This window comes from Stenotrophomonas sp. GD03794 (assembly GCF_029842145.1).
Lineage (GTDB): Bacteria > Pseudomonadota > Gammaproteobacteria > Xanthomonadales > Xanthomonadaceae > Stenotrophomonas > Stenotrophomonas riyadhensis.
In genome coordinates this window covers 13,629-34,341 of record NZ_JAOCFV010000042.1, presented here as the reverse complement: position 1 = coordinate 34,341, position 20,713 = coordinate 13,629, and the positions used below count along the sequence as shown (strand labels likewise).

The 20,713-nt window shown below is 68.2% G+C and carries 20 protein-coding genes; 11 read left to right on the top strand and 9 right to left on the bottom strand.

Features of this window, described 5'->3' with window-relative positions; translation table 11 throughout:
- The first annotated feature begins 37 nt into the window (after positions 1 to 37).
- Genes hemA through ppk2 form a run of 4 tightly spaced genes read left to right on the top strand, consistent with a single transcriptional unit; the run spans position 38 to position 4,922 of the window.
- The gene (hemA, locus tag N5D91_RS18320) at positions 38 to 1,321 is read left to right on the top strand and encodes a glutamyl-tRNA reductase (protein ID WP_180854768.1); all 1,284 of its coding nucleotides are present in this window, start codon (positions 38 to 40) and stop codon (positions 1,319 to 1,321) included.
- Positions 1,299 to 2,381 carry a peptide chain release factor 1 gene (gene prfA / locus N5D91_RS18315; protein WP_010481754.1) on the top strand — a complete coding sequence of 361 codons (1,083 nt, stop codon included), beginning with the start codon at positions 1,299 to 1,301 and terminating at the stop codon, positions 2,379 to 2,381. Before hemA ends, prfA begins: the two co-directional genes overlap by 23 nt.
- 5 nt (positions 2,382 to 2,386) lie before the next feature.
- On the top strand, positions 2,387 to 4,093 hold the full coding sequence (locus N5D91_RS18310) for a tetratricopeptide repeat protein (protein ID WP_110711126.1): 1,707 nt from the start codon (positions 2,387 to 2,389) through the stop codon (positions 4,091 to 4,093).
- Between the two features lie 46 nt (positions 4,094 to 4,139).
- Complete coding sequence (ppk2, locus tag N5D91_RS18305) at positions 4,140 to 4,922, top strand: polyphosphate kinase 2 (protein ID WP_005408184.1); 783 nt, start codon at positions 4,140 to 4,142, stop codon at positions 4,920 to 4,922.
- Positions 4,923 to 5,577: 655 nt separating this feature from the next.
- Here the strand turns inward: ppk2 and N5D91_RS18300 are convergent.
- Positions 5,578 to 6,150, bottom strand: a complete 573-nt coding sequence (locus N5D91_RS18300; RefSeq protein ID WP_153856343.1) for a TlpA disulfide reductase family protein — start codon at positions 6,148 to 6,150, stop codon at positions 5,578 to 5,580.
- Positions 6,147 to 7,421 (bottom strand): YihY family inner membrane protein, encoded by a 1,275-nt coding sequence (locus N5D91_RS18295; RefSeq protein ID WP_110711122.1) that lies wholly within the window; start codon positions 7,419 to 7,421, stop codon positions 6,147 to 6,149. The genes N5D91_RS18300 and N5D91_RS18295 overlap by 4 nt, the downstream gene beginning before the upstream one ends.
- A 77-nt stretch (positions 7,422 to 7,498) precedes the next feature.
- On the opposite strand from N5D91_RS18295, the gene wrbA reads away from it, so the two are divergent.
- From wrbA to N5D91_RS18280, 3 genes are all read left to right on the top strand, one after another.
- Complete coding sequence (gene wrbA / locus N5D91_RS18290) at positions 7,499 to 8,092, top strand: NAD(P)H:quinone oxidoreductase (protein ID WP_005408181.1); 594 nt, start codon at positions 7,499 to 7,501, stop codon at positions 8,090 to 8,092.
- Positions 8,089 to 8,424, top strand: coding sequence for a DUF2069 domain-containing protein (locus N5D91_RS18285; protein ID WP_110711118.1), 336 nt, complete (start codon positions 8,089 to 8,091; stop codon positions 8,422 to 8,424). Before wrbA ends, N5D91_RS18285 begins: the two co-directional genes overlap by 4 nt.
- Before the next feature lie 79 nt (positions 8,425 to 8,503).
- A complete protein-coding gene (locus tag N5D91_RS18280; RefSeq protein ID WP_010481766.1) occupies positions 8,504 to 8,989 on the top strand; it encodes an asparaginase domain-containing protein in 486 nt (161 codons plus the stop codon).
- Between the two features lie 120 nt (positions 8,990 to 9,109).
- Here the strand turns inward: N5D91_RS18280 and N5D91_RS18275 are convergent, their stop codons facing one another.
- The 3 genes from N5D91_RS18275 to sufT all read right to left on the bottom strand — a co-directional run bounded on the left by N5D91_RS18275 (position 9,110) and on the right by sufT (position 13,015).
- Positions 9,110 to 10,852 carry a S8 family peptidase gene (locus N5D91_RS18275; protein ID WP_180854769.1) on the bottom strand — a complete coding sequence of 581 codons (1,743 nt, stop codon included), beginning with the start codon at positions 10,850 to 10,852 and terminating at the stop codon, positions 9,110 to 9,112.
- 457 nt (positions 10,853 to 11,309) lie between these two features.
- Positions 11,310 to 12,404, bottom strand: a complete 1,095-nt coding sequence (locus tag N5D91_RS18270; RefSeq protein WP_110711115.1) for a branched-chain amino acid aminotransferase — start codon at positions 12,402 to 12,404, stop codon at positions 11,310 to 11,312.
- A 59-nt stretch (positions 12,405 to 12,463) separates the two neighbouring features.
- Positions 12,464 to 13,015 (bottom strand): putative Fe-S cluster assembly protein SufT, encoded by a 552-nt coding sequence (sufT, locus tag N5D91_RS18265; RefSeq protein ID WP_005415385.1) that lies wholly within the window; start codon positions 13,013 to 13,015, stop codon positions 12,464 to 12,466.
- Between the two features lie 122 nt (positions 13,016 to 13,137).
- Between sufT and N5D91_RS18260 the strand changes: the two genes are divergently transcribed.
- Complete coding sequence (locus N5D91_RS18260; RefSeq protein ID WP_110711114.1) at positions 13,138 to 13,557, top strand: hypothetical protein; 420 nt, start codon at positions 13,138 to 13,140, stop codon at positions 13,555 to 13,557.
- Between the two features lie 239 nt (positions 13,558 to 13,796).
- Here N5D91_RS18260 and N5D91_RS18255 read toward each other — a convergent pair whose 3' ends face one another.
- Together N5D91_RS18255 and N5D91_RS18250 are read right to left on the bottom strand one after the other, a co-directional pair.
- The gene (locus N5D91_RS18255) at positions 13,797 to 15,257 is read right to left on the bottom strand and encodes an NAD(P)(+) transhydrogenase (Re/Si-specific) subunit beta (protein ID WP_153856339.1); all 1,461 of its coding nucleotides are present in this window, start codon (positions 15,255 to 15,257) and stop codon (positions 13,797 to 13,799) included.
- Entirely contained in the window at positions 15,254 to 15,574 is a 321-nt protein-coding gene (locus tag N5D91_RS18250; protein ID WP_005408173.1) for an NAD(P) transhydrogenase subunit alpha, read from the bottom strand. Before N5D91_RS18250 ends, N5D91_RS18255 begins: the two co-directional genes overlap by 4 nt.
- Positions 15,575 to 15,671: 97 nt before the next feature.
- Between N5D91_RS18250 and N5D91_RS18245 the strand changes: the two genes are divergently transcribed.
- From N5D91_RS18245 to N5D91_RS18235, 3 genes are read left to right on the top strand one after another with little or no spacing between them, the layout of a single operon-like run.
- Positions 15,672 to 16,256 carry an RNA polymerase sigma factor gene (locus N5D91_RS18245; RefSeq protein WP_110711111.1) on the top strand — a complete coding sequence of 195 codons (585 nt, stop codon included), beginning with the start codon at positions 15,672 to 15,674 and terminating at the stop codon, positions 16,254 to 16,256.
- A complete protein-coding gene (locus N5D91_RS18240; protein WP_110711110.1) occupies positions 16,253 to 16,579 on the top strand; it encodes a hypothetical protein in 327 nt (108 codons plus the stop codon). The genes N5D91_RS18245 and N5D91_RS18240 overlap by 4 nt, the downstream gene beginning before the upstream one ends.
- Positions 16,580 to 16,582: 3 nt before the next feature.
- Positions 16,583 to 17,044 (top strand): DUF3106 domain-containing protein, encoded by a 462-nt coding sequence (locus N5D91_RS18235; RefSeq protein ID WP_180854770.1) that lies wholly within the window; start codon positions 16,583 to 16,585, stop codon positions 17,042 to 17,044.
- Positions 17,045 to 17,163: 119 nt separating this feature from the next.
- On the opposite strand, the gene N5D91_RS18230 is transcribed toward N5D91_RS18235, so the two are convergent.
- Complete coding sequence (locus tag N5D91_RS18230; protein ID WP_180854771.1) at positions 17,164 to 18,243, bottom strand: NAD(P) transhydrogenase subunit alpha; 1,080 nt, start codon at positions 18,241 to 18,243, stop codon at positions 17,164 to 17,166.
- 52 nt (positions 18,244 to 18,295) lie between these two features.
- Positions 18,296 to 20,617: a DUF1631 domain-containing protein gene (locus N5D91_RS18225; protein ID WP_110711107.1), complete on the bottom strand. Its 2,322-nt coding sequence runs from the start codon at positions 20,615 to 20,617 to the stop codon at positions 18,296 to 18,298.
- Positions 20,618 to 20,713: the final 96 nt, after the last annotated feature.

Here is a 20,713-nt window from a genome sequence, read left to right as displayed (position 1 = left end):
GTCCAATGGCCAGCAGCTTATCGCAAGCAACTGAACAATGACCCTGTGGGTGCTCGGACTGAATCACCAGACCGCACCGGTGGAGCTGCGCGAACGCGCGGCCTTCGCCGGTGAGGCGTTGCCGCGCGCGCTCGGTTCGCTGCGCGATACCCCGCAGATCGCCGAGGCGGTGCTGCTGTCCACCTGCAACCGCACCGAACTGTACGCCGTGGCCGAATCGGCGCAGGCGCTGGACCAATGGCTGCACAGCCAGGCAGGCGACCTGCAGGGCTACCTGTACCAGCATGCCGATGCCGAGGCCGTGCGCCACCTGTTCCGGGTCGCCACCGGGCTGGACTCGATGGTGCTGGGTGAACCGCAGATCCTCGGCCAGGTGAAGGATGCCTGGTCGACCGCGCGTGACCATGGCCTGCTCGGCCAGCGCCTGGACCGGTTGTTCCAGCAGACCTTCTCGGTGGCCAAGCGTGCGCGCACCGATACCCAGGTCGGCGCCAACCCGGTGTCGGTAGCCTCGGCTGCGGTGCGCCTGGCGCAGAACGCGTTCGCGCGCCTGGACGATTCCACCGTGCTGCTGGTCGGTGCCGGCGAGACCATCGAGCTGGCTGCACGTCACCTGAGTGAAGGCAAGGTGCGCCGGCTGCTGATCGCCAACCGCACCCTCGCCCACGCGCAGGAACTGGCCAGCCGACATGGTGGCGTGGCGCTGCCGCTGACCGAACTGGACCGCCACCTGGGTGAGGCCGACGTGGTGTTCTCGGCCACCGCTGCGCGCGAACCGGTGATCCATCGCGAAATGGTGGCCAAGGCCCTGCGCGCGCGCCGGCACAAGCCGATGCTGCTGTTCGACCTGGCCGTACCGCGCGACATCGAGGCCGAGGTCGGCACGCTCAACGACGCCTTCCTCTACACCGTGGACGATCTCGAACGCGCGGTGGAAGACAACCGCCGTGGCCGTCGCGAGGCCGCCGCCGAAGCCGAGGCGATCATCGACCTGCAGGTGTCGCGCTTCGTCGAGACCCAGCAGGCCAGCGCCCATCAGGCGCCGCTGCGGCAGCTGCGCGCGTTCGGCGAAGCCACCCGCACCGAACTGCTGGAGCGCGCGCGACAGCAGCTGGCCAACGGCAAGCCGGCCGACGAAGTGCTGGAACTGCTGGCCCACGGCCTGACCAATCGACTCCTGCACCCGCCTACTGCTGCGCTGCGCGCGGCCGCGCTGAGTGGCGATGCTGACCTGACCCGCGCCGCCGAGCGCCTGTTCCCGGCCACGCCGGGTTACCGCCACCCACCCGTGAGACCCGATGACGCCGACCCTGCGCCGTAAGCTGGAAGCGCTGGCCGAGCGCCGCGAAGAACTGGAACGCCTGCTCGCCGAACCCGATGTGGTCGCCGACAACACCCGTTTCCGCGACCTTTCGCGCGAATTCGCCCAACTTGAACCGATCGCCATCGCCCTGGCCGATGAAGCCCGTGCCAAGGCCGATCTGGCCGCCGCCGAAGGCATGCGCGCCGACCCCGACCTGCGCGAGCTGGCCGATGAGGAAATCGCTGCTGCACAGGCGCGCCTGCAGGAACTGGAGCAGGAGCTGGCGCTGCTGCTGGTGCCACGCGACCCGCGTGACGAAGGCAACCTGTTCCTGGAAGTGCGCGCGGGTACCGGCGGCGACGAGGCCGCGATCTTTGCCGGCGACCTGTTCCGCATGTACGCCCGCTACGCCGAGCGCCAGGGCTGGAAGGTCGAGATCGAATCGGACAGCCCGGGCGAGCATGGCGGCTACAAGGAAGTGGTGGCGCGCGTGGTCGGGCGTGGCGCGTTCTCGCGCCTGAAGTTCGAATCGGGTACGCATCGCGTGCAGCGCGTGCCGGCCACCGAATCGCAGGGCCGCATCCATACCTCGGCAGCCACCGTGGCGATCATTCCCGAGGCCGATGAGGTCGATGACATCGTCATCAACCCGGCCGACCTCAAGGTGGATACGTTCCGTTCGTCCGGTGCCGGCGGCCAGCACGTGAACAAGACCGAATCGGCGATCCGCATCACCCATGTGCCGACCGGCGTGGTGGTGGAGTGCCAGACCGAGCGCAGCCAGCACGCCAACCGCGACAAGGCGATGAAGCGCCTGAAAGCGCAGCTGCTCGATGCCGAGCGCCAGCGCCAGGACGCGGCGCAGGCCGAATCGCGGCGCCTGCAGGTGGGCAGTGGCGACCGCAGCCAGCGCATCCGCACCTACAACTTCCCGCAGGGCCGGATCACCGACCACCGCGTGGAAGGCCTGACCCTGTACGACCTGCCCAACGTGCTGGCCGGCGACCTCGACCCGCTGCTGCAGCGGCTCAGCCACGAGCACCAGGTCGACGCCCTGGCCCAGTTGTCGGCGGGCTGAGTCGCATGCCGGCCTGGCAGCAGCGGCAGCAACTGCAACAGGCGATCGCACGCCAGCCCGGCGATTTCGTCGCCTGGGTGATGCTGGCCGACCTGGAGCTGGAAGCCGGCGACATCGCCGCCGGCGAGCAGGCCGCGCGCCGTGCGCTGCAGCTGCGCCCGAACCACCCTGAAGCACTGGCACGGTTGGGTCGCGTGGCCTGGATGGCCGGCGCGCATGCCGATGCGGCGAAGCTGCTCGGCCAGGCCTCGGCCTTGGCCCCGCAGCACCCGGGCATTGCGCTGTGGCTGGGCCATGCGCTGGAAGATGCCGATGATGCCGAAGGCGCAGCAGCGGCTTATCGCCGCGCACATGCGCTGATGCCGGGCGAGCCCTACATCGCCGCCCAGCGCCTGGCCTGGCAGCGTCGCCTGTGCGACTGGCAGGACGTGGACGCACTGGCGGCACAGGTACGTGGTGCACTTGCCTCTGGGCAGGGCGTGGTCGAACCGTTCGCGTTCCTCAGCGAAGATGCCAGCGCAGCCGAGCAGTTGGCCTGCGCACGCGCCCGTGCATCCGCCGTTGCCGCTTCAGTGCGGCCGTTGCCGCCAGTGAAGGTGCGTTCCCAGGGCCCGCTGCGGATCGGCTTCCTTTCCAATGGTTTCGGCGCCCATCCCACCGGGCTGCTGACCGTGGCCCTGTTCGAGCAGCTGCGTCATGACCCGGCATTGCAGCTGCATCTGTTCGCGCTGAACCAGGATGACGGCAGCCGCATCCGCCAGCGCCTGCAGGTGGCCACGCAGCTGCATGATGTGGCCGCACTGCGCCATGCAGACACTGCTGCACGCATCCGCGCACAGGGCATCGACCTGCTGTTCGACCTGCGCGGCTGGGGCGGCGGCGGTACGCCGGAAGTGCTGGCGATGCGCCCTGCCCCGCTGCAGCTGAACTGGCTGGCGTATCCCGGCACGTCCGGCGCCCCGTGGCTGGATGCAGTGATCGGCGACAGCTTCGTTCTGCCGCCATCACTGGAACCCCACTACAGCGAGCGCGTACTGCGCCTGCCACGTGCGTTCCAGCCCTCGGACAACACCCGCATGCTGGAGCCGGCACCGTCCCGCGCGGAGTGCGGGCTGCCCGAACACGGCGTGGTGTTCTGCTGCTTCAACAACAGCTACAAGCTCAACCCGCGCAGCATGGGCCGCGCCTTCGCAGTGCTGCAGGCCGTGCCCGGCAGCGTGCTGTGGCTGCTGTCCGGCCCCGGCCAGGCCGACGCCCGCCTGCGCAGCGCCGCACAGGCCGCTGGCCTGGATCCGGCACGCCTGGTGTTCATGGCCAAGCTGCCACATCCGCAGTACCTGGCCCGCTATCCGCTAGCCGACCTGTTCCTCGACACGCATCCGTACAACGCACACACCACCGCCTCCGACGCGCTATGGGCCGGCTGCCCGGTGCTGACCTGCCCCGGCGACACCTTCGCCGCGCGCGTGGCCGGCAGCCTCAACCACCATCTGGGGCTGGCACGGATGAATGTCGCCGACGATGCGGCATTCATCGCCACCGCCAGTACACTGGGCAATGACTCGGCGGCGCTGGCCACGCTGCGCGCCGAAGTGGCCCAGGCACGCGACCACAGTGGCATGTTCGACATGGCCGGCTTCGCCCGCGACCTGTCGGCGTTGCTGCAACGGCTGGCTGGCGAACAGGGCTGGAAGGGCGTCGACAACACCTGAGCGATCCCTGCGTTACGCTCGGGCTTCCTCCCCGCGTGGTGTGATGATGGCCAAGCTCAAGCGCAAGGACTACGACGAACTGCTGCTGCCGCTGCAGCTGGAACTGACCGCGATGGCGCGCTGGGTGCAGCACAGCGGGCAACGCCTGCTGGTGCTGTTCGAAGGCCGTGATACCGCAGGCAAAGGCGGCGCGATCCAGGCCATCAGCCAGCACCTCAACCCGCGCCAGTGCCGGGTGGTGGCGCTGCCCAAGCCGACCGACCGCGAAGCCACGCAGTGGTACTTCCAACGCTATGCCTCGCATCTTCCCGCCGCCGGCGAGATCGTGCTGATGGACCGCAGCTGGTACAACCGCGCCGGCGTCGAGCGGGTGATGGGCTACTGCAGCGAGACCGAGTACCAGCAGTTCCTGCGCCAGGCACCGGTGTTCGAACAGCTGCTGGTCGACGACGGCATCCTGCTGTTCAAGTACTGGCTGTGCGTGGACCAGGAGCAGCAGGAGAAGCGCTTCGCCGAGCGCCATCTCGATCCGCTGAAGGGCTGGAAGCTCTCCCCGGTGGACCTGAAATCCCGCAGCAAGTACAGCGCCTACACCGAGGCCCGCGAGGCGATGCTGCGCGCGACGCATCGCGAGGCGGCACCGTGGACGCTGGTGGATTTCAACGACCAGCGGTTGGGTCGGCTGACGCTGGTGCGCAACCTGCTGGACCGGTTGCCGGACACGCGGGTGGATGCACCGCTGCCGGAGCTGCCGAAGCTGAAGGGCAAGCTGCATCGCGAGCACTACGATGTGCTGAAGCCGATCGAGGACTTCCCGGTCGAGGATTAGGGTGGGTCGGCAGGGCCTGCGGCCCTGCACCTGCAGAGGCAACGACAACAGCCGGCTCTGGGAGTTTTGCTTGTTGGCTGGGGTGGTGTGGGTTGGCAGGACACGCCGTAAACCCATCCATGGGGGCTCGATGGCGCCATCCATGGCGCCAACGGTCCTGCCAACCCACACCGCCCCATCCCCGACGGATTTCCGGTGACGGAGGTAGATCCACGCCATGCGTGGATGAATCTCCATTGAAATCGATTATTTCGACAATTGAACGAAGAGCATCCACGCATGGCGTGGATCTACGTGTCGACCAAGGTCGACACCCACCAAGAGCAGGCCATGCATTCCGACAGATCGCGGAGAACTGTCGAAGGCAGGGTGGGTCCGGTGGCGGGGGCGTGAGCCGCATGGATGCGGCGACCGAGCTTACATGGGTGAGGGCGCTTTGCTTGCGAAGCACTGCTTCGCAAGCGCCCGAACGCACAGCCGCCAGCGGCTGGGCCGGGCCCCGGAAGGGGGACTTGCAGCGCCCCCCGCCACCGGACCCACCCCGCCTACCCACAGGAAACCCCGCTTGGGCTGTTGCTTTTGCTGTTGCTGGGGTTGCCGGCCAGCGGCCGGCACTACCGCGGGTGCAGGGCCGCAGGCCCTGCCGACCAACCCACTACTTGGCCGCAGCGATCTGCTTTTCGATGTCGGCGGCGGTCACCGGGCCGAGGAAGGTGTGGGCCAGCTTGCCCTGCGGATCCAGCAGATGCGTCAACGGCAGGCCTCGCGGCGTGGCGAAGTCCGCCGGCGGATCGAACGGGTCCACGATCACGATCGGATAGGTCACCGGGTGCTTGGTCAGGAACGACTGCATCTCCGGCACCTCGATGTCTTCATAGGCCAGGCCGACCACTTCGATGTTGCTGCGCATCGCATGCAGCGCCGACAGCTCCGGCATCTCCTTGCGGCACGGTGCGCACCAGGTCGCCCAGAAATTCACGATCACCCACTTGCCGCGGTGCGCGGCCAGGTCGTAGTCGCTGCCATCCACTGCTTTCATCTTCAGTGTCGGGAACTCAGCGGTGGTGCGCTCGGCCGGGGTTTCCTCGACCGGCGCCGGAGCGGTCGGCGTCGGTGCCTGTACCGGCGGCTGACTGCTGGCCGGGGTCGGCTCCTGCGCCGGCTTGCAGGCCGACAGCGCCAGCAGCAGGGCCAGCGGAAGCAGCAGCAACGGGGTCTTGCGGGTCATGGCATGTCTCCGGAATCGGTGTAGATATCGCTGACCTTGCGCTTCAGGCGTTCACGCAGGGGCAGTCGCAGATCGTCCAGCGCCGCCAGTGCGGCGCGGCCCAGGCTGTCGTCGCGGTACGGCAGGTGCTGTTCGGCCACCGGAATGCGCAGTTGGGTGCATTCGTACAGATCAGCCAGGCTGACCTGGTCCAGGTCGCGCGACAGCAGCCACTCTCCGCGCTCGTCACGGCGCAGCAGGCCAATCTCCTGCAGGTTGCAGGTCAGGTCATGCAGCAGGGAGTCAGTCAGCATCGGCTCCAGCCGCAGGATTTCATCATCGGCCAGGCCTCTGCCCTTGGCACGTGCATGGTGGAAGCGACCGAGCAGTCGTAGCAGGCCGTAGAACTCGTAGCCCTGCGGCAGGCGCAGTTCCACCGGCTGGTAGCGGAAGGCGGCCATCGACGAGGACAGCGACGCGCCCAGCAGCACCGCTACCCAGCACAGGTAGATCCACAGCAGCAGGATCGGCACGAAAGCCACCGTGCCATAGAGCTTCTGGTAGGACTGGAAGCTGCCCAGATAGGCGCCGATGCCCCACTTCACCAGCTCCAGGATCACCGCGGCCAGGATCGCGCCGGGCACTGCGTGCCGCCATTTCACCGTGTGATGCGGCACCACCCGGAACATCAGCGTGATGCAGACGAACTCGATCAGGATCGGCGTCACCCGCAGCGCAAGCTCGGCCAGCCAGCGGCCCTCCTGGGTGCCGAACAGCGGCATCGCGAACACCCGCGCCGACACCGCCAGTGAGGCGGCGGCGAGCATCGCTCCCAGTGTCAGCACGGTCCAGTAGACCAGGAAGCGGGTCAGCTTGGGCCGGGTCGAGCCGACCCGCCAGATCTGGTTGAAGGTCTCTTCAACGCTGTTGAGGGTGATCAGCAACGAGACCACCAGTGCAATGAAGCCGGCCGCGGTGAGCTGGCCGGCACTGGCCGAGAACTGCCGCAGGTAGCCTTCGGCCGCGCGCGCCGCATTGGGCACGAAGTTGGAGAAGACGTAATCGCTGAGCTGGTCGCTCCAGCGGTCGAAGACGGGGAAGGCCGAGAGCACGCCGAACACCACGATCGCCAGCGGCACCAGCGCGAACACGGTGGTGTAGGCCAGCGCCGCAGCCGCCTGGAACAGGCGGTCGTCGAGGAAGCGATGCCACAGGAAGCGGCCGAAACTGATGGCCCGTGCGCGATCCCGCGCGCGCTCCATCCACAGGTTGAGCGTATCCAAAGGTTCCATCGGTGGAAGGGTACCCGATGCGGAATGCTGGCAGGATAGCCATACTGGCGATCACACGACGAGGAGAAGCGGGCACGATGGGCGAGATTCTGGTGCTGTACTACAGCCGGGGTGGTTCGGTGGCACGGCTGGCGCGCCAGATCGCGCGGGGCATCGGCGAAGTGCCGGGCATGAGCGCGCGCCTGCGCACGGTGCCGCCGGTGGCCGCCGTGACCCAGACCGCACAACCGCCGGTCCCCGACGATGGCGCCCCCTACGTGAGCGTGCAGGACCTGGTGGAATGCCAGGGCCTGCTGCTTGGCAGCCCCACCCGCTTCGGCAACATGGCCGCGCCGGTCAAGCATTTCCTGGATGGGCTCGGCGCCGAATGGGTCAACGGCACCCTGTCCGGCAAACCGGCTGGCGTGTTCACCTCCACCGCCTCGATGCATGGCGGCCAGGAATCGACCCTGCTGTCGATGCAGGTGCCGCTGCTGCACCACGGCTGCGTGATCGTCGGCATCCCGTTCACCGAACCGGCGCTGAGCCACACCACCAGTGGCGGCACGCCGTATGGCGCCAGCCACGTGGCCGGCGCCGCCGACGACCCGCAGCCGACCGACGACGAGGCCGTGCTGGCCCGCGCACTGGGCCGCCGGGTGGCCGACATCGCACAGCGGTTGGCCCGATGAGCGCCGCGCCGCGCACGGTCCTGCTGCTGGCCCTGATGGGGCTGGCCGCGCTGTTCGCCGGTTGGTTCATCAATGACAAGCACTGGCTGGCCACCCAGCTGGTGTTCACCGCGCCGCCGCTGGCGTTGGCCGTTGCCCTGCGACTGGGCTGGGGCAAGGCCGGTTTCTGGGCCTCGGTGCTGGCCCTGGGCTGGTTCAGCCACGGGGTGATGAGTGCCTGGAGCCACCCGGAAACACGCTGGCTGGCGCTGATCGAGATCGCGCTGGCCCTGCTGGTGATCTTCAGCGCCAGCCTCCCCGGGCTGCGCGCCCGCTTCGGCAAGCGACGCTGACGCTGCGGCCGCCGGGCCGTATCATCTGTGTTCCTGGCCCCGCGCCGCTGTACCTGTCCTGGTTTCGCGCATGCACATGATGGAAGAGCTCCTGGTCGTCACCACCGGTGGCACGATCGACAAGATCTACTTCGACGACAAGTCGGACTACCAGATCGGCGACCCCCAGATCGGCATGATCCTGCGCGAGCTGGGCGTGACGTTCCGCTTCAACGTGATTCCGATCCTGCGCAAGGATTCGCTGCACATCAACGATGAGGACCGCGAACTGATCCGCGCCACCATCGCCGCACAGCCGACCCGCCACGTGCTGGTGACCCACGGCACCGATTCGATGGTGCAGACCGGCAAGGTGCTGGCGACGATCCCGGACAAGACCATCGTGATGACCGGCGCGCTGAGCCCGGCGCGTTTCCGCGGCTCGGATGCGGAGTTCAACATCGGCTGCGCGATCGGTGCGGTGCAGTCGCTGCCGAGCGGCGTGTACATCGCGATGAACGGGCGGATTTTCGACCCGCAGCACGTGCGCAAGAACGTGGCCGCGAACCGCTTCGAATCGGTCTGAGGAACAGCGTGCCGACCAGGGTCGGCACCTACCACGACGCGGCGGCTCGCATCACCGCGCGTCCCCATGCAAAAACGCCCCGGCCGGAGCCGGGGCGTGCCCATGGAGAGGGGCTTGGGCTCAGTACTGGGCGTTGAGGGTCAGGCCCGAGAAGGTGCTGTAGGCCTTCACCCGCACATACCACGTGCCGGCAGCCGGACTGTTGATGGTGCAGGTCTCGCTGTTGCCGCTCAGGTACGGGCGGCAGGTGTAGGCGGTATCGGTCGGGGCACTGCCCTGGCGCACGTACAGGTCGGCATCACCGCTGCCGCCACTGATCGCCACGCGCAGCTGGGTGCTGCCGGCCGGAACCGCAACGGTGTAGTTCAGCTCGGCACCGGTCGCGGCGCCGAGGCCGGTCACCGGCACGTTGTTCTGCAGCACGTTGCCACCCGGGTTCGGATTGCCCCCCCCGTTGATCGCTGCAGCCACTGCGGCGTTGGCGTCGATGATGCCGGCGCCGCAGCCACCCGAGCAGGCACCCGGCAGCGGCCGTGCGGTGCTCTTGATGATGCTTTCAACCTGCGCCGGGCTCAGCGGGCTCGGGGCGACCGCCTGCATCAGCGCGACCACGCCGGCGACGTGCGGCGCCGCCATCGAGGTGCCGTTGTACGAAGCGTAGCTGGCACTGCCCGGGGTGGTGGTGCCGGTGTTGAGGGTGGACAGGATGCCCTGGCCCGGTGCCGAGATGTCGATACCGGCGCCGTAGTTGGAGAAGCTGGCGCGCGCACCGGCCGAGGTGGTTGCCGCCACTGCGATCACGTTCGGGCAGTTGGCCGGTACCGACGAGGACACGTTGGTGTTGCTGTTGCCAGCGGCGACCACCACGGTGGTACCACGGCCGACAGCGCCGTTGATCGCATTCTGGTAGGTCGTCGAGCAGCTGCCGCCACCACCCAGCGAAAGGTTGATGACCTCGGCCGGATTGGCATTGGCCGGCACGCCGCTGACGGTGCCACCGGACGCCCACACGATCGCGTCGGCAATGTCGGAGGTGTAACCGCCACACTTGCCGAGCACGCGCACCGGCACGACCTTGGCGTTGAATGCGGTACCGGCGACGCCGTTGGCGTTGTTGGTCACCGCCGCCACGGTGCCGGCGACGTGGGTGCCATGCCAGCTGGAATTGGAACCCGGATAACCGGGCTGGCACTCGTTGTCGCCGTACCAGTCGCCTTCATCGTTCGGATTGTTGTCGCGGCCACCGCCATCGCGCGCCATCGCGGCGTCGCTGATGAAGTCGTAGCCCGGCAGGATGTTGGCGTTGAGGTCGGGATGGTTGGTGATGCCGGTATCGATCACGGCCACCACCACGCCGGTGCCGGTGGACTTGTCCCAGGCCGGCCGGATGTTGATGCCGGCATTGGAGGTGCCGAAGCCCCATTGCTCGCTGAAGCGGGTGTCGTTCGGGGTCAGCGTGGCACGCATGATCTGGTCGACTTCAACGTATTCCACGTTCGGGTCGGCGGCCAGCTTGCGCATCAGCTGCTCGGATTCGGCCTGGTCGAGCGGACGATCGGTCTTGACCAGGGTCGGGCCGACGGCCAGCTTGCGGACCTGCTGCAGGCCCAGCGCGCGGCCCTGGCTGCTGGCCAGGCCGGCGGCGGCGCTCTTCAGCGAAGAGGCCAGTGCGGTGGTGTTGGCCACCGGCGCGCTGCCGTCGCGGTACTTCACGATGAAACGCTGGTGGGTCGGCGCGGACTGCAGGCCGCTGAGCTGGACATCACCGGCCAGCGCAGGCGTGGCCAGCAGCAGCGATGACAGAACGGACGCACCAAGGACCACCCACACTCGACGCACACGCGGTTGCGTTACCTGGGACATCGTATTTCCCTTTCTTGTGGTGTGAATGCCGGAATCGGCAGAAGCACCGGCCCGAACCCTGGGCTGGCTTGCGTTGGCGAGGTTCGAAGTCCGGCGAGCCAGCGGATCCCCCTAACGATCCGCCGTGCAGATGACGCTAATGACCAAAACCGGACACCACAAGATTTTCAGCGTCTTTTCAGCAAGATGAAATGTTCGTTCTGAGACTTTTCGGGTCGAGGGTTTGTGAAGGTGAAGGAACTTTCTCCTGCCCTGCACGCACCTGACTGGGTCATCACGTGTCCTGCGATGACTTTGCCGACATCGGCGTCCGCTGATCCGGGGTCAGATCCCTTTTCCGTGGGAAAAGGGATCTGACCCCAACCGTCTGACCAGAACGCAGAAAGCCCGTCACTGGGACGGGCTTTCCGGAAGAGCAGCCGAGCGCGGGCTCGGCTCTACAATCAGGCGCGGGCGATCAGCCCAGCTTGACCAGCCAGTTGTGGCGGTCCGGCAGGCGGCCGTACTGGATGTCGGTCAGTTCCTTGCGCAGCGACATGGTCACTTCGCCGGCCGGCGCGTTGATGTCGCCCACCGAGAAACCCTCGCCCTTCAGCTGGCCGATCGGGGTGACCACTGCAGCGGTGCCGCAGGCGAACACTTCGGTGATCTCGCCGGAGGCCACGCCCTGCTTCCACTCATCGATGCTGACCTTGCGCTCTTCGACCTTCATGCCGCGGTCGCGGGCCAGCTGCAGGATGCTCTCGCGGGTGATGCCTTCGAGGATGCTGCCCGACAGCTGCGGGGTAACCAGCGTGCCGTCCTTGTAGACCAGGAACACGTTCATGCCACCCAGTTCTTCCAGGTACTTGCCCTCGACCGGGTCGAGGAACAGCACCTGCGAGCAGCCCTGCGCCTGCGCCTTCTGCTGCGGCAGCAGCGACGCGGCGTAGTTGCCACCGCACTTGGCAGCGCCGGTGCCGCCCTTGGCCGCACGTGCGTACTCGGTCGACAGCCAGATCGACACCGGGGCGACGCCCTTGGCGAAGTACGGGCCGGCCGGGCTGGCGATGACGTAGTAGCCGGCCTTGTGCGCGCCACGCACGCCGAGGAAGGCTTCGTCGCCAATCATGAACGGACGGAAGTACAGGCTCGACTCATCGGCCGACGGCACCCAGGCGCTGTCGACGGCGATCAGCTGCTTCAGCGATTCGACGAAGATCTCCACCGGCAGTTCCGGCAGCGCCAGGCGCTGCGCCGAACGCTGCAGGCGACGGCCGTTGGCATCCGGGCGGAAGGTCCAGATCGAACCGTCGGCATGGCGGTAGGCCTTGATGCCCTCGAAGATTTCCTGGCCGTAGTGCAGCACGGCCGCGGCCGGGTCCAGCTGCAGCGGACCGTAGGCGCGCACGTTGGCGTTGTGCCAGCCGGTGTCCTTGTCCCAGCGCACTTCCACCATGTGGTCGGTGAAGTGCAGGCCGAAACCCGGCTTCTCCAGGATCTGGGCGCGCTCTTCAGCGCTGCGCGGGTGGTCCGAACGGGTGACGGCGAAGCTGGGAATGGACTGGGACACCGGAGATTTCCTGTTCTGGTTGCGGGTAGTGCCCGGCCCGCGTCACTGCGGGCCGTGGGTCAAAGCATGCCGGTCTCGAGCCGGGCCGCCTCGGACATCATGTGCTGGTTCCACGGCGGGTCGAACACCAGGTCGACGTCGGCCTCGGCCACCGTCGGGATCATTTCAAGCTTGCTGCGCACATCGTCGACCAGGATCTCGCCCATGCCGCAGCCCGGCGCGGTCAGGGTCATCTTCACGTCGATCTCGCGCTTGCCTTCGTCCAGGTGCTTGATCTCGACCTCGTAGACCAGGCCCAGTTCGACGATGTTCACCGGAATTTCCGGATCGAAGCAGGTCCGCAGTTGCTGCCACACCAGCTGCTCCACCTGTTCATCGGTGGCGTCGGCCGGCAGCTCGAGCGGTGCCGGTGCCTCCTTGCCGATGGCGTCGCCGTCCTTGCCGGCGATGCGGAACAGGTTGCCCTCGACGAACACCGAATAACTGCCACCCAGCGCCTGGGTGATGTACCCATAGCTGCCGGCGGGCAGGGTCACGGTGTCGCCCTGCGGGACCATCACGGCCTCGCAATCGCGTTCGAAGTGGACAGGTTCGCTGCTACGGGAATACATGGGGACCGATATGGGGCCGTGGCCAAGGCCACGCAAGACGGCATTCTAGCCCAGCCGCCCTGCCGCCGCCGGTGCACTGCGGCAAACCACAGTATCCTGTGGGTGATCTTCAGGGAGCTTCGATGTCCTCCAATGCCGCGCGTGCCAGGACCGTGACCTGGCTCTGGCCCATCATGCTGTTGCTGGGTCTGCTTGTTGCTCCCCTCGCCTGGATGATGCTGGCGCTGATGACCGGCCGGCAGGTCGGCTGGATGGCGGTACTGACCGCCCTGGAACTGGTGTTCATGCTGCGCATGGGCACGCTGGGCCCGGGCCGGCTGCGCATCGCCCTGGTCGTGCTGGGCACCGTGCTGGTGGCCGCCGTGGCCAACTGGACCATCGCCAGCGCCTGGATGGGCGGCTCGATCGGGCTGGACCTGTGGGACGCCACGATGCGGATGGGCCCGCACCTGGCCTGGACCCTGATCAGCCTCGCCAACGGCGCGATGGAATGGCTGTGGCTGGCCCTGGGCCTGGCCGTGGGCGCCTGGCTGGCGCGCTGAGCCCACCGGCAGGTAGTGCCGGCCGCGGGCCGGCAGAGGCGTGCGGACCAAGGTCCGCACCTGCCAGTGCACCTACCATGCGTGGATGGGGGTAGTGCCGGCCGCTGGCCGGCAGAGACGTGCGGACCAAGGTCCGCACCTGCCAATGCAGCTACCATGCGTGGATGGGGGTAGTGCCGGTCGTTGGCCGGCAAAGGGGTCAGAGCCCTTTCCTGCGGAAAGGGATCCGACCCCGGGCCTCAATGCCCGCCGTCGAGCGCCTTCAGTTCGCTCACCAGCGATGCCGCCGCTTCGGCGCCATCGCCGTACAGCATGCGGGTGTTGTCGGCGTAGAACAGCGCATTCTCGATGCCCGCAAAGCCCGTGCCCTTGCCGCGCTTGATCACCACCACGTTGCGCGCGTTGACCACGTCCAGCACCGGCATGCCGTAGATCGGGCTGGCCGGGTCGGTGCGTGCCACCGGATTGACCACGTCGTTGGCCCCGATCACCAGCACCACATCGGTGTTGGCGAATTCCGGATTGATGTCGTCCATGTCGGCGATCAGGTCGTAAGGCACGCCAGCCTCGGCCAGCAGCACGTTCATGTGCCCGGGCATGCGCCCGGCCACCGGGTGAATGGCGAACTTCACCTTCACCCCGCGCTGGCCCAGCCGCTGCGCCAGCTCCCAGATCTTGTGCTGGGCCTGCGCCACCGCCATGCCATAGCCGGGCACGATCACCACGCGTTCGGCGTAGGCCATCATCGCGGCAACGTCGGAGGCTTCGATCGGCTTCTGCGCGCCAGTGATCGCCTGCGCTTCCCCGCCGGCGCCGCCGCCGAAGTTGGAGAACAGCACGTTGCGGATCGGCCGGTTCATCGCCTTGGCCATCAGCCGGGTCAGCAGGATGCCCGCCGCGCCGACCATCATACCGGCGATGATCAGCGCCTCGTTGCCCAGCACGTAACCTTCGAACGACACCGCCAGGCCGGTGAACGCGTTGTACAGCGAGATCACCACCGGCATGTCGGCGCCACCGATCGGCAGCGTCATCAGCACGCCCAGTGCCAGCGCCAGCACGAAGAAGGCGACGATCGCCCAGGTGCTGAGCGTGCTGGCCGCGATGATCGCCAGCACCACCACCGCCAGTGCCACCACCAGGTTCATCACCTGCTGGCCGGGCCAGGTCACGCGCTTGTCCAGGCGGCCATCGAGCTTGGCCCAGGCGATCACCGAGCCGGACAGCGACACCGCACCGATCGCCGCGCCGACCACCGCCAGCAGCAGCACCGTGCCCGACGGCTGGCGCGCGGCCAGGTCGGCCAGCGCCTGTGCGCTCCAGTGGCTGGTATCACGGTTGGCGAGAAAGGCGTAGCGCAGCAGTTCCACCGCGCCGATCGCCGCCGCCGAGCCGCCGCCCATGCCGTTGTACAGCGCCACCATCTGCGGCATGTCGGTGATGGCGACCTTGCCCGCCGACCACCAGGCCAGGCCCGCGCCCAGCAGCAGTGCCACCAGGATCAGCGGCACGTTGTGCAGTTCGGGCAGGAAGAAGGTCGCCGCCGTGGCCAGCAGCATGCCCAGCCCGGCCCAGCGGATGCCACTGCGCGCGGTCAGCGGCGAGGCCATGCGCTGCAGGCCCAGCAGGAACAGCGTGGCGGCGACGAGGTAGCTGGCCTTGACCAGCCAATCGAGAAGTTCGACGGTGCTGATGTTCAAGCCTGCGGCTCCTTCGGCTCGTCCTTGCCGCCCTTGGGCGCGCTCGGCTTGAACATTTCCAGCATGCGCGCGGTGACCACGTAGCCACCGGCGGCGTTGCCGGCACCGAGCACCACCGCGAGGAAGCCCAGGGCTTTCTCCAGCGGTGTCTGCGCGTGCCCCAGCACCACCATCGCACCGATCAGCACGATGCCGTGGATGAAGTTGGAGCCCGACATCAGCGGGGTATGCAGGATCACCGGCACCCGCGAAATGATCACGTGGCCGGCGATGGCCGCCAGCATGAAGATGTACAGCGCCACGAACCCGTCACTCACTGGCAACGCTCCCGCTCAGTCTTCGTCGCCCCATCATAACCACGGGCTGAACCCGCGCGCACCCGGCGTCAACCGCGGCGGCGCTCACGCGTTGTCGATGGTGAGCCCGAGCGAGGAACCGTACCCTGTGCTGGTGAGCAGCCCCGTCCCCCCGAGCGCCGAGACCGATGCCCTGCCGGCGTCGCTGGAAGCGTTCCTGGCCAGCGTCGGCCCGCGTGCGTTCCGCTTCGCCGAGGCCGGCCTGCGGCAGCGCGAAGACGCCATGGATGCGGTGCAGGACGCGCTGCTGCGCATGCTGGACTACGCCGACAAGCCGGCTGCCGAATGGGCGCCGCTGTTCTGGAGCATCCTGCGCCGGCGGGTGATCGACCTGCAGCGCCGGCGCCGCTTCCGCCTGCCGTTCTGGCGCGACAACCAGGACGCGGAAGGCGGCGAGATCGACTGGGCCGACCCTGGCCCGGACCCGGCGCAGGCGCATGAACAGCGCCAGCAGTACCAGCAGCTGGTGGACGCGTTGCGCCGCCTGCCCGCCCGCCAGCGCGAGGCCTTCACCCTGCGCGTGCTGCAGGACCTGGACGGGGCGACCACCGCCCGCGCCATGGGCTGCAGCGAAGGCGCGGTAAAAACCCATCTGGCACGCGCCCGCCAAGCGCTGCAGGATTACCTGGAGAACCACCCGTGAACCGCTCCCTGCCTTCCGATGACACCTTGCGCAGCCTGCACGCGCAGTCGCTGCAGGCGCTGTCGCCGGCAACGCTGGCCCGGCTGCGCCAGGCTCGCCACGGCGCCACGGCTGTCCATCGCGGGCGCTGGCGCTGGTGGCTGGCCAGTGCCTGTTCGCTGGTGGTGGCATTGGGGGTCGGCCTGCAGTTCAGCGGCCACGGCACCCTGACGGGCCCGGCGCCGGCACCGGTGCTGGCCTCGGTGGAAGACAACAGCGCGCTGTACGACGAAAATCCCGATCTGTACCTGTGGCTGGGCGATACCGACCTGGCGATGGAGTGAACCATGTCCCGACTGCATACCCTGCCACTGTTGTTGACCCTGGCGCTGCTGCCGGCCGTTCCGGCGCTGGCGCAGAGCACCGCATCCGGCCCGGCCGCCCGCCCCGCGCCAGCCGCACCGCTGCCGGCGTGGGAACACCTGAGCGAAGCGCAGCGCGAATCCCTGCTGGCGCCGCTGCGCGACCGCTGGAACAGCGCCGATGCCGGCCAGCGCCAGCGCATGCTCTCGCATGGCCAGCGCTGGCAGTCGATGAGCCCGGAGGAGCGCGACAAGGCCCGCCGTGGCCTGCGCCGCTTCGAGCACATGAACCCGGAACAGCGCGAGCAGGCACGTGCCCTGTTCGGGCAGATGCGGGACATGCCGCCGGAACAGCGCGACGCCCTGCGCGAGCGCTGGTCGCAGATGACGCCGGAACAGCGCAGGGACTGGGTGCGCGACAACCCGCCGCCGGCGAAGCCGCGGTAACGCCGCGAGGAACGGGGTCAGAGCCCTTTGCTGACGCAAAGGGATCCGACCCCTGGCAGATTCCGGGAACCGGGGTCAGATCCCTTAGCCTGCGGCTAAGGGATCTGACCCCATGTCACTCACGCCTGCCAGCGCGTCTTCGCCAGCAGCTCGTCTTCCCAGTCGAAACCCAGCTGGCCCTCGCGCACGAACAAAGCGACGAAGTTGAGCAGGTTGCGCGCATACATCTCGCTGGCCTGGGTCGCGCCGCGGCTGGCCAGGCCCAGCGGGCCGTCGATGGTCACGCCCTGGTGCTCGATGCACTGCCCCGGCTGGGTCAATGCGCAGTTGCCGCCGCTCTCCGCCGCCAGGTCCACGATCACGCTGCCGGTGGCCATGCCGTCCACCATCGCGGCAGTCACGATGGTCGGCGCCGGGCGCCCCGGCACGGCGGCGGTACAGATCACCACATCCACGCTGCGCAGGTGATCGGCCAGCCGGCGCTGCTGCTCGGCACGTTCCTCATCGGTCAGTGCGCGCGCATAGCCGCCCTCGCCCGCTGCACTCACCCCGAGATCGAGGAAGCGTGCGCCCAGCGACTGGATCTGCTCACGGGTTTCCGGACGCACATCAAAGCCCTCCACCTGTGCGCCGAGACGACGTGCGGTGGCGATGGCCTGCAGGCCAGCCACGCCAGCACCGATCACCAGAACCTTGGCTGGACGTACGGTACCGGCCGCGGTGGTCAGCATCGGGAAGAATCGCGGCGCGCGCTCGGCCGCGATCAGCGCCGCCTTGTAGCCGGCCATGCCGGCCTGCGAACTGAGCACGTCCATCGCCTGCGCGCGCGTGGTGCGCGGCAGCTGCTGCAGTGGGAACAGGTGCAGGCGGTCGCCAGCGGCCAACGCCGCAAGTGCCGGATCGCTGGCCGGGGTCAGCAGGCCGACCACGCTGGCAGCGGGCTTGAGCTGCTCCAGCACCGCCACCGGCGGTGCCTGCACGCACAGCAGGATATCGATCTCGGCCCAGCGACCTTCATCGAAAACGCGTGCACCGGCATCGTCATAGGCGGCATCGGTGAAGCCGGCGGCCAGACCGGCGCCGGCCTCATACCAGACGGTGATGCCCAAGGCACCGAGCTTGCGCGCGGTCTCCGGCGTCAGTGCCACGCGCCGTTCGCCCGGCGCGGTCTCCTTGATCCCCAGCAACGCCACGGCCATGCAGGTCCCCGCTGATCGGTGAGTTTTCCCGATCCTAGCAGGCAGTCACGGCTCAGTGCAGTGTTGCGCTGCCCGGGTCCAGCCGATCGATCACGCCCTGCATGGCGCTGTCGAAGGCACCGTCATCCACGTGGGCACGCAGGCGGCCCAGCCGCACCATCACCGCCAGTTCTTCGGGCGAGGCCACGCAGAAGCGTACGCCACGGCGGTTGACGAACAGCAGGCGCGAGGAGATCGGGCTGACCCAGGACAGCTTGCCGGCCTGCACCTTGCCGTCCTTGTCGACGAAGTCCAGCCAGTTGCCGATTTCCATGCGGCGGAAGCGGTCGGCGTCGGCGTTGTCGAAGTCATCGGCATCGATCTGCCCGCTCAACTCCACCGCCGGCGATTCAGCGACTGGCGGTGCCGGCAATGCGACCTGCGGCAGTTCCGGCAACGCGCGCTGCAGTTCCGGCCGCGATTCAGCAATACCCTGCAGGGTGTCGTGCAGGGCGTCAATGGCGCCGGTAGCGGCATCACCGTGCACGCCGACACTGGCGAAGACCTTGCTCAGCACCGGCTGCCAGGCCTGCAACCACGGCTTGCCGACGATCTGGCGGCGGGCCTCGGCCACTTCCTCAAGCAGACCGTCGCCCAGGCTCAGCGCTTCGGTCACCGACGCGCCCTCCTCGCCCTCGCGCAGCAGCGCCAGGGTCAGGTGGTGCTGCCACGGCTGGCGCAGGAACTCGGCGATGGCCGGCGGCAGGGTCGCGTCACCGATGCGGCGATCCAGTTCGGCGCCGGCACGGGTGCGGGCCATTTCCAGCTTTTCCTGGCCGCGCTGCGTTTCAGCGGCGCGACGCTCGGCGATTTCCACGCGGCGGCGATGCTGCACAAGGAATTCGCGGAACTCTTCTTCCAGGGTCAGGAAGATCGCCAGGTTCTCGTTGAACTCGGCCACCAGGCGTTCGATGATCTCCTCGACCTTGGCCATCAGCATGCGCTCGGCCTGGCTTTCGCCGGTATTGCCCTCGCAGGCTTCGGCCAGCGAGTTGAGCAGCTTGCGGGCCGGGTGGGTCTTCTGCACGAACATGCGGCGGTCGAGCATCGCGACCTTGACGAAGGGCACGACCAGGCGGCCGATCAGCTCGCGCGAGCGACCTTCCAGTTCGCGTTCGTCCAGCATCACGTCGAACAGCATGCCGACCAGATCGATCGCATCTTCGTCCTGCGGGTCCAGCCGGGTCTGGCCCGGATCGACGCCGAGGCGGGTGGCGCTGGACAGCACTTCGCTCTTCAGCCGCTGCGCCAGTGATTCGCCGTCCTCGCCGATCGCCGCACGCAGGGTCGCGCTGGGCGTGGCCTGCAGCAGCGACAGCACCGACATCATCTCGCGCTGGCTCAACGGGCGGTGCTGGCCAACCGCGACCTGCGCGGCCGAGGTGGCGTCTTCGCGGACATGACGGGTCTGCTGCAGCAGCTCATGCAGTGCTTCCAGCAGCATCCCCTGCTGGCCCGCATACGCCTCGCTGCTGCCACCGTCTTCGCCCGGCAGGTGCTGCTGCATGTGGCCACGACGCTCGGACCAGCGCGCGGCGAAGCGCTGCGCCCAGGCCGGTGCGGCCTGTTCCTCATCGCCGAATTCGCTGTCGAAGCCCGCGCTCTGGCGCTGCTCCACCAGATCGTCCAGGCCCGAGGCCATGCGCGGGTCGGGCGCAGCCGACAGCGGACGCTGCGGCGTCCCCATCTGCGACATCACCCCGGCCGCGGCCAGTTGTTCGTCGAGCTTCTCGTAAATACGGCCCACCGGCACACGCAGGTCACGCTCGCACAGCTTGATCAGCACCAGGTGCACTTCCGGGGCCAGTTCGCAGCCGGCAAAGGCTTCATGGATGGCAACACCCAGATGCTCGGGGCTGATCGGATTGCGATCGGCATCCAGTTCAGCGCCGCCGATCAACCGGCCCAGGCGACGGTCGAGGCGCGCCAGCACCGGCTTGAAGTCGCGCAGCAGCACGGTGGCGAAGTTGCGTACCGCCAGCCGCGATTCCAGCACGTGTTCCGCCAGCAGGCTCAGGCCGTCCTCGGCCGGACCGGACAGGGTCGCTTCGGCCGACAACGGTTCACCGCTGGCCAGCGCCTCCCAGGCCCGCTGCAGGTGGCCGGCGAAGGCGGCGGCGATGTCCTCGCGGCGGCGGCGCAGTTCGCGCATTGCATCCAGGAACAGCAGCTGCGACGAGCCAGCATTGCCGGCGCGGTCGAACAGGGCATCGTCGAAGCGCGCCAGTGCGGCCCCGAACGCCTGGCACAGCGCCGGCAGGACCATGTCCCGGGCACGCTGGAGCTGGGCCGGGTCACGCCCCGGCGATCCCATCGGTGTGGGCACGCTCATCATTCGGGAAGGCTCCCCACCTTCTCTGGTACGACAGACAGCATGGACATCGCGACGACCGGTACACCCCATGTACCGGTATGTCGATGGTAGGCCGGC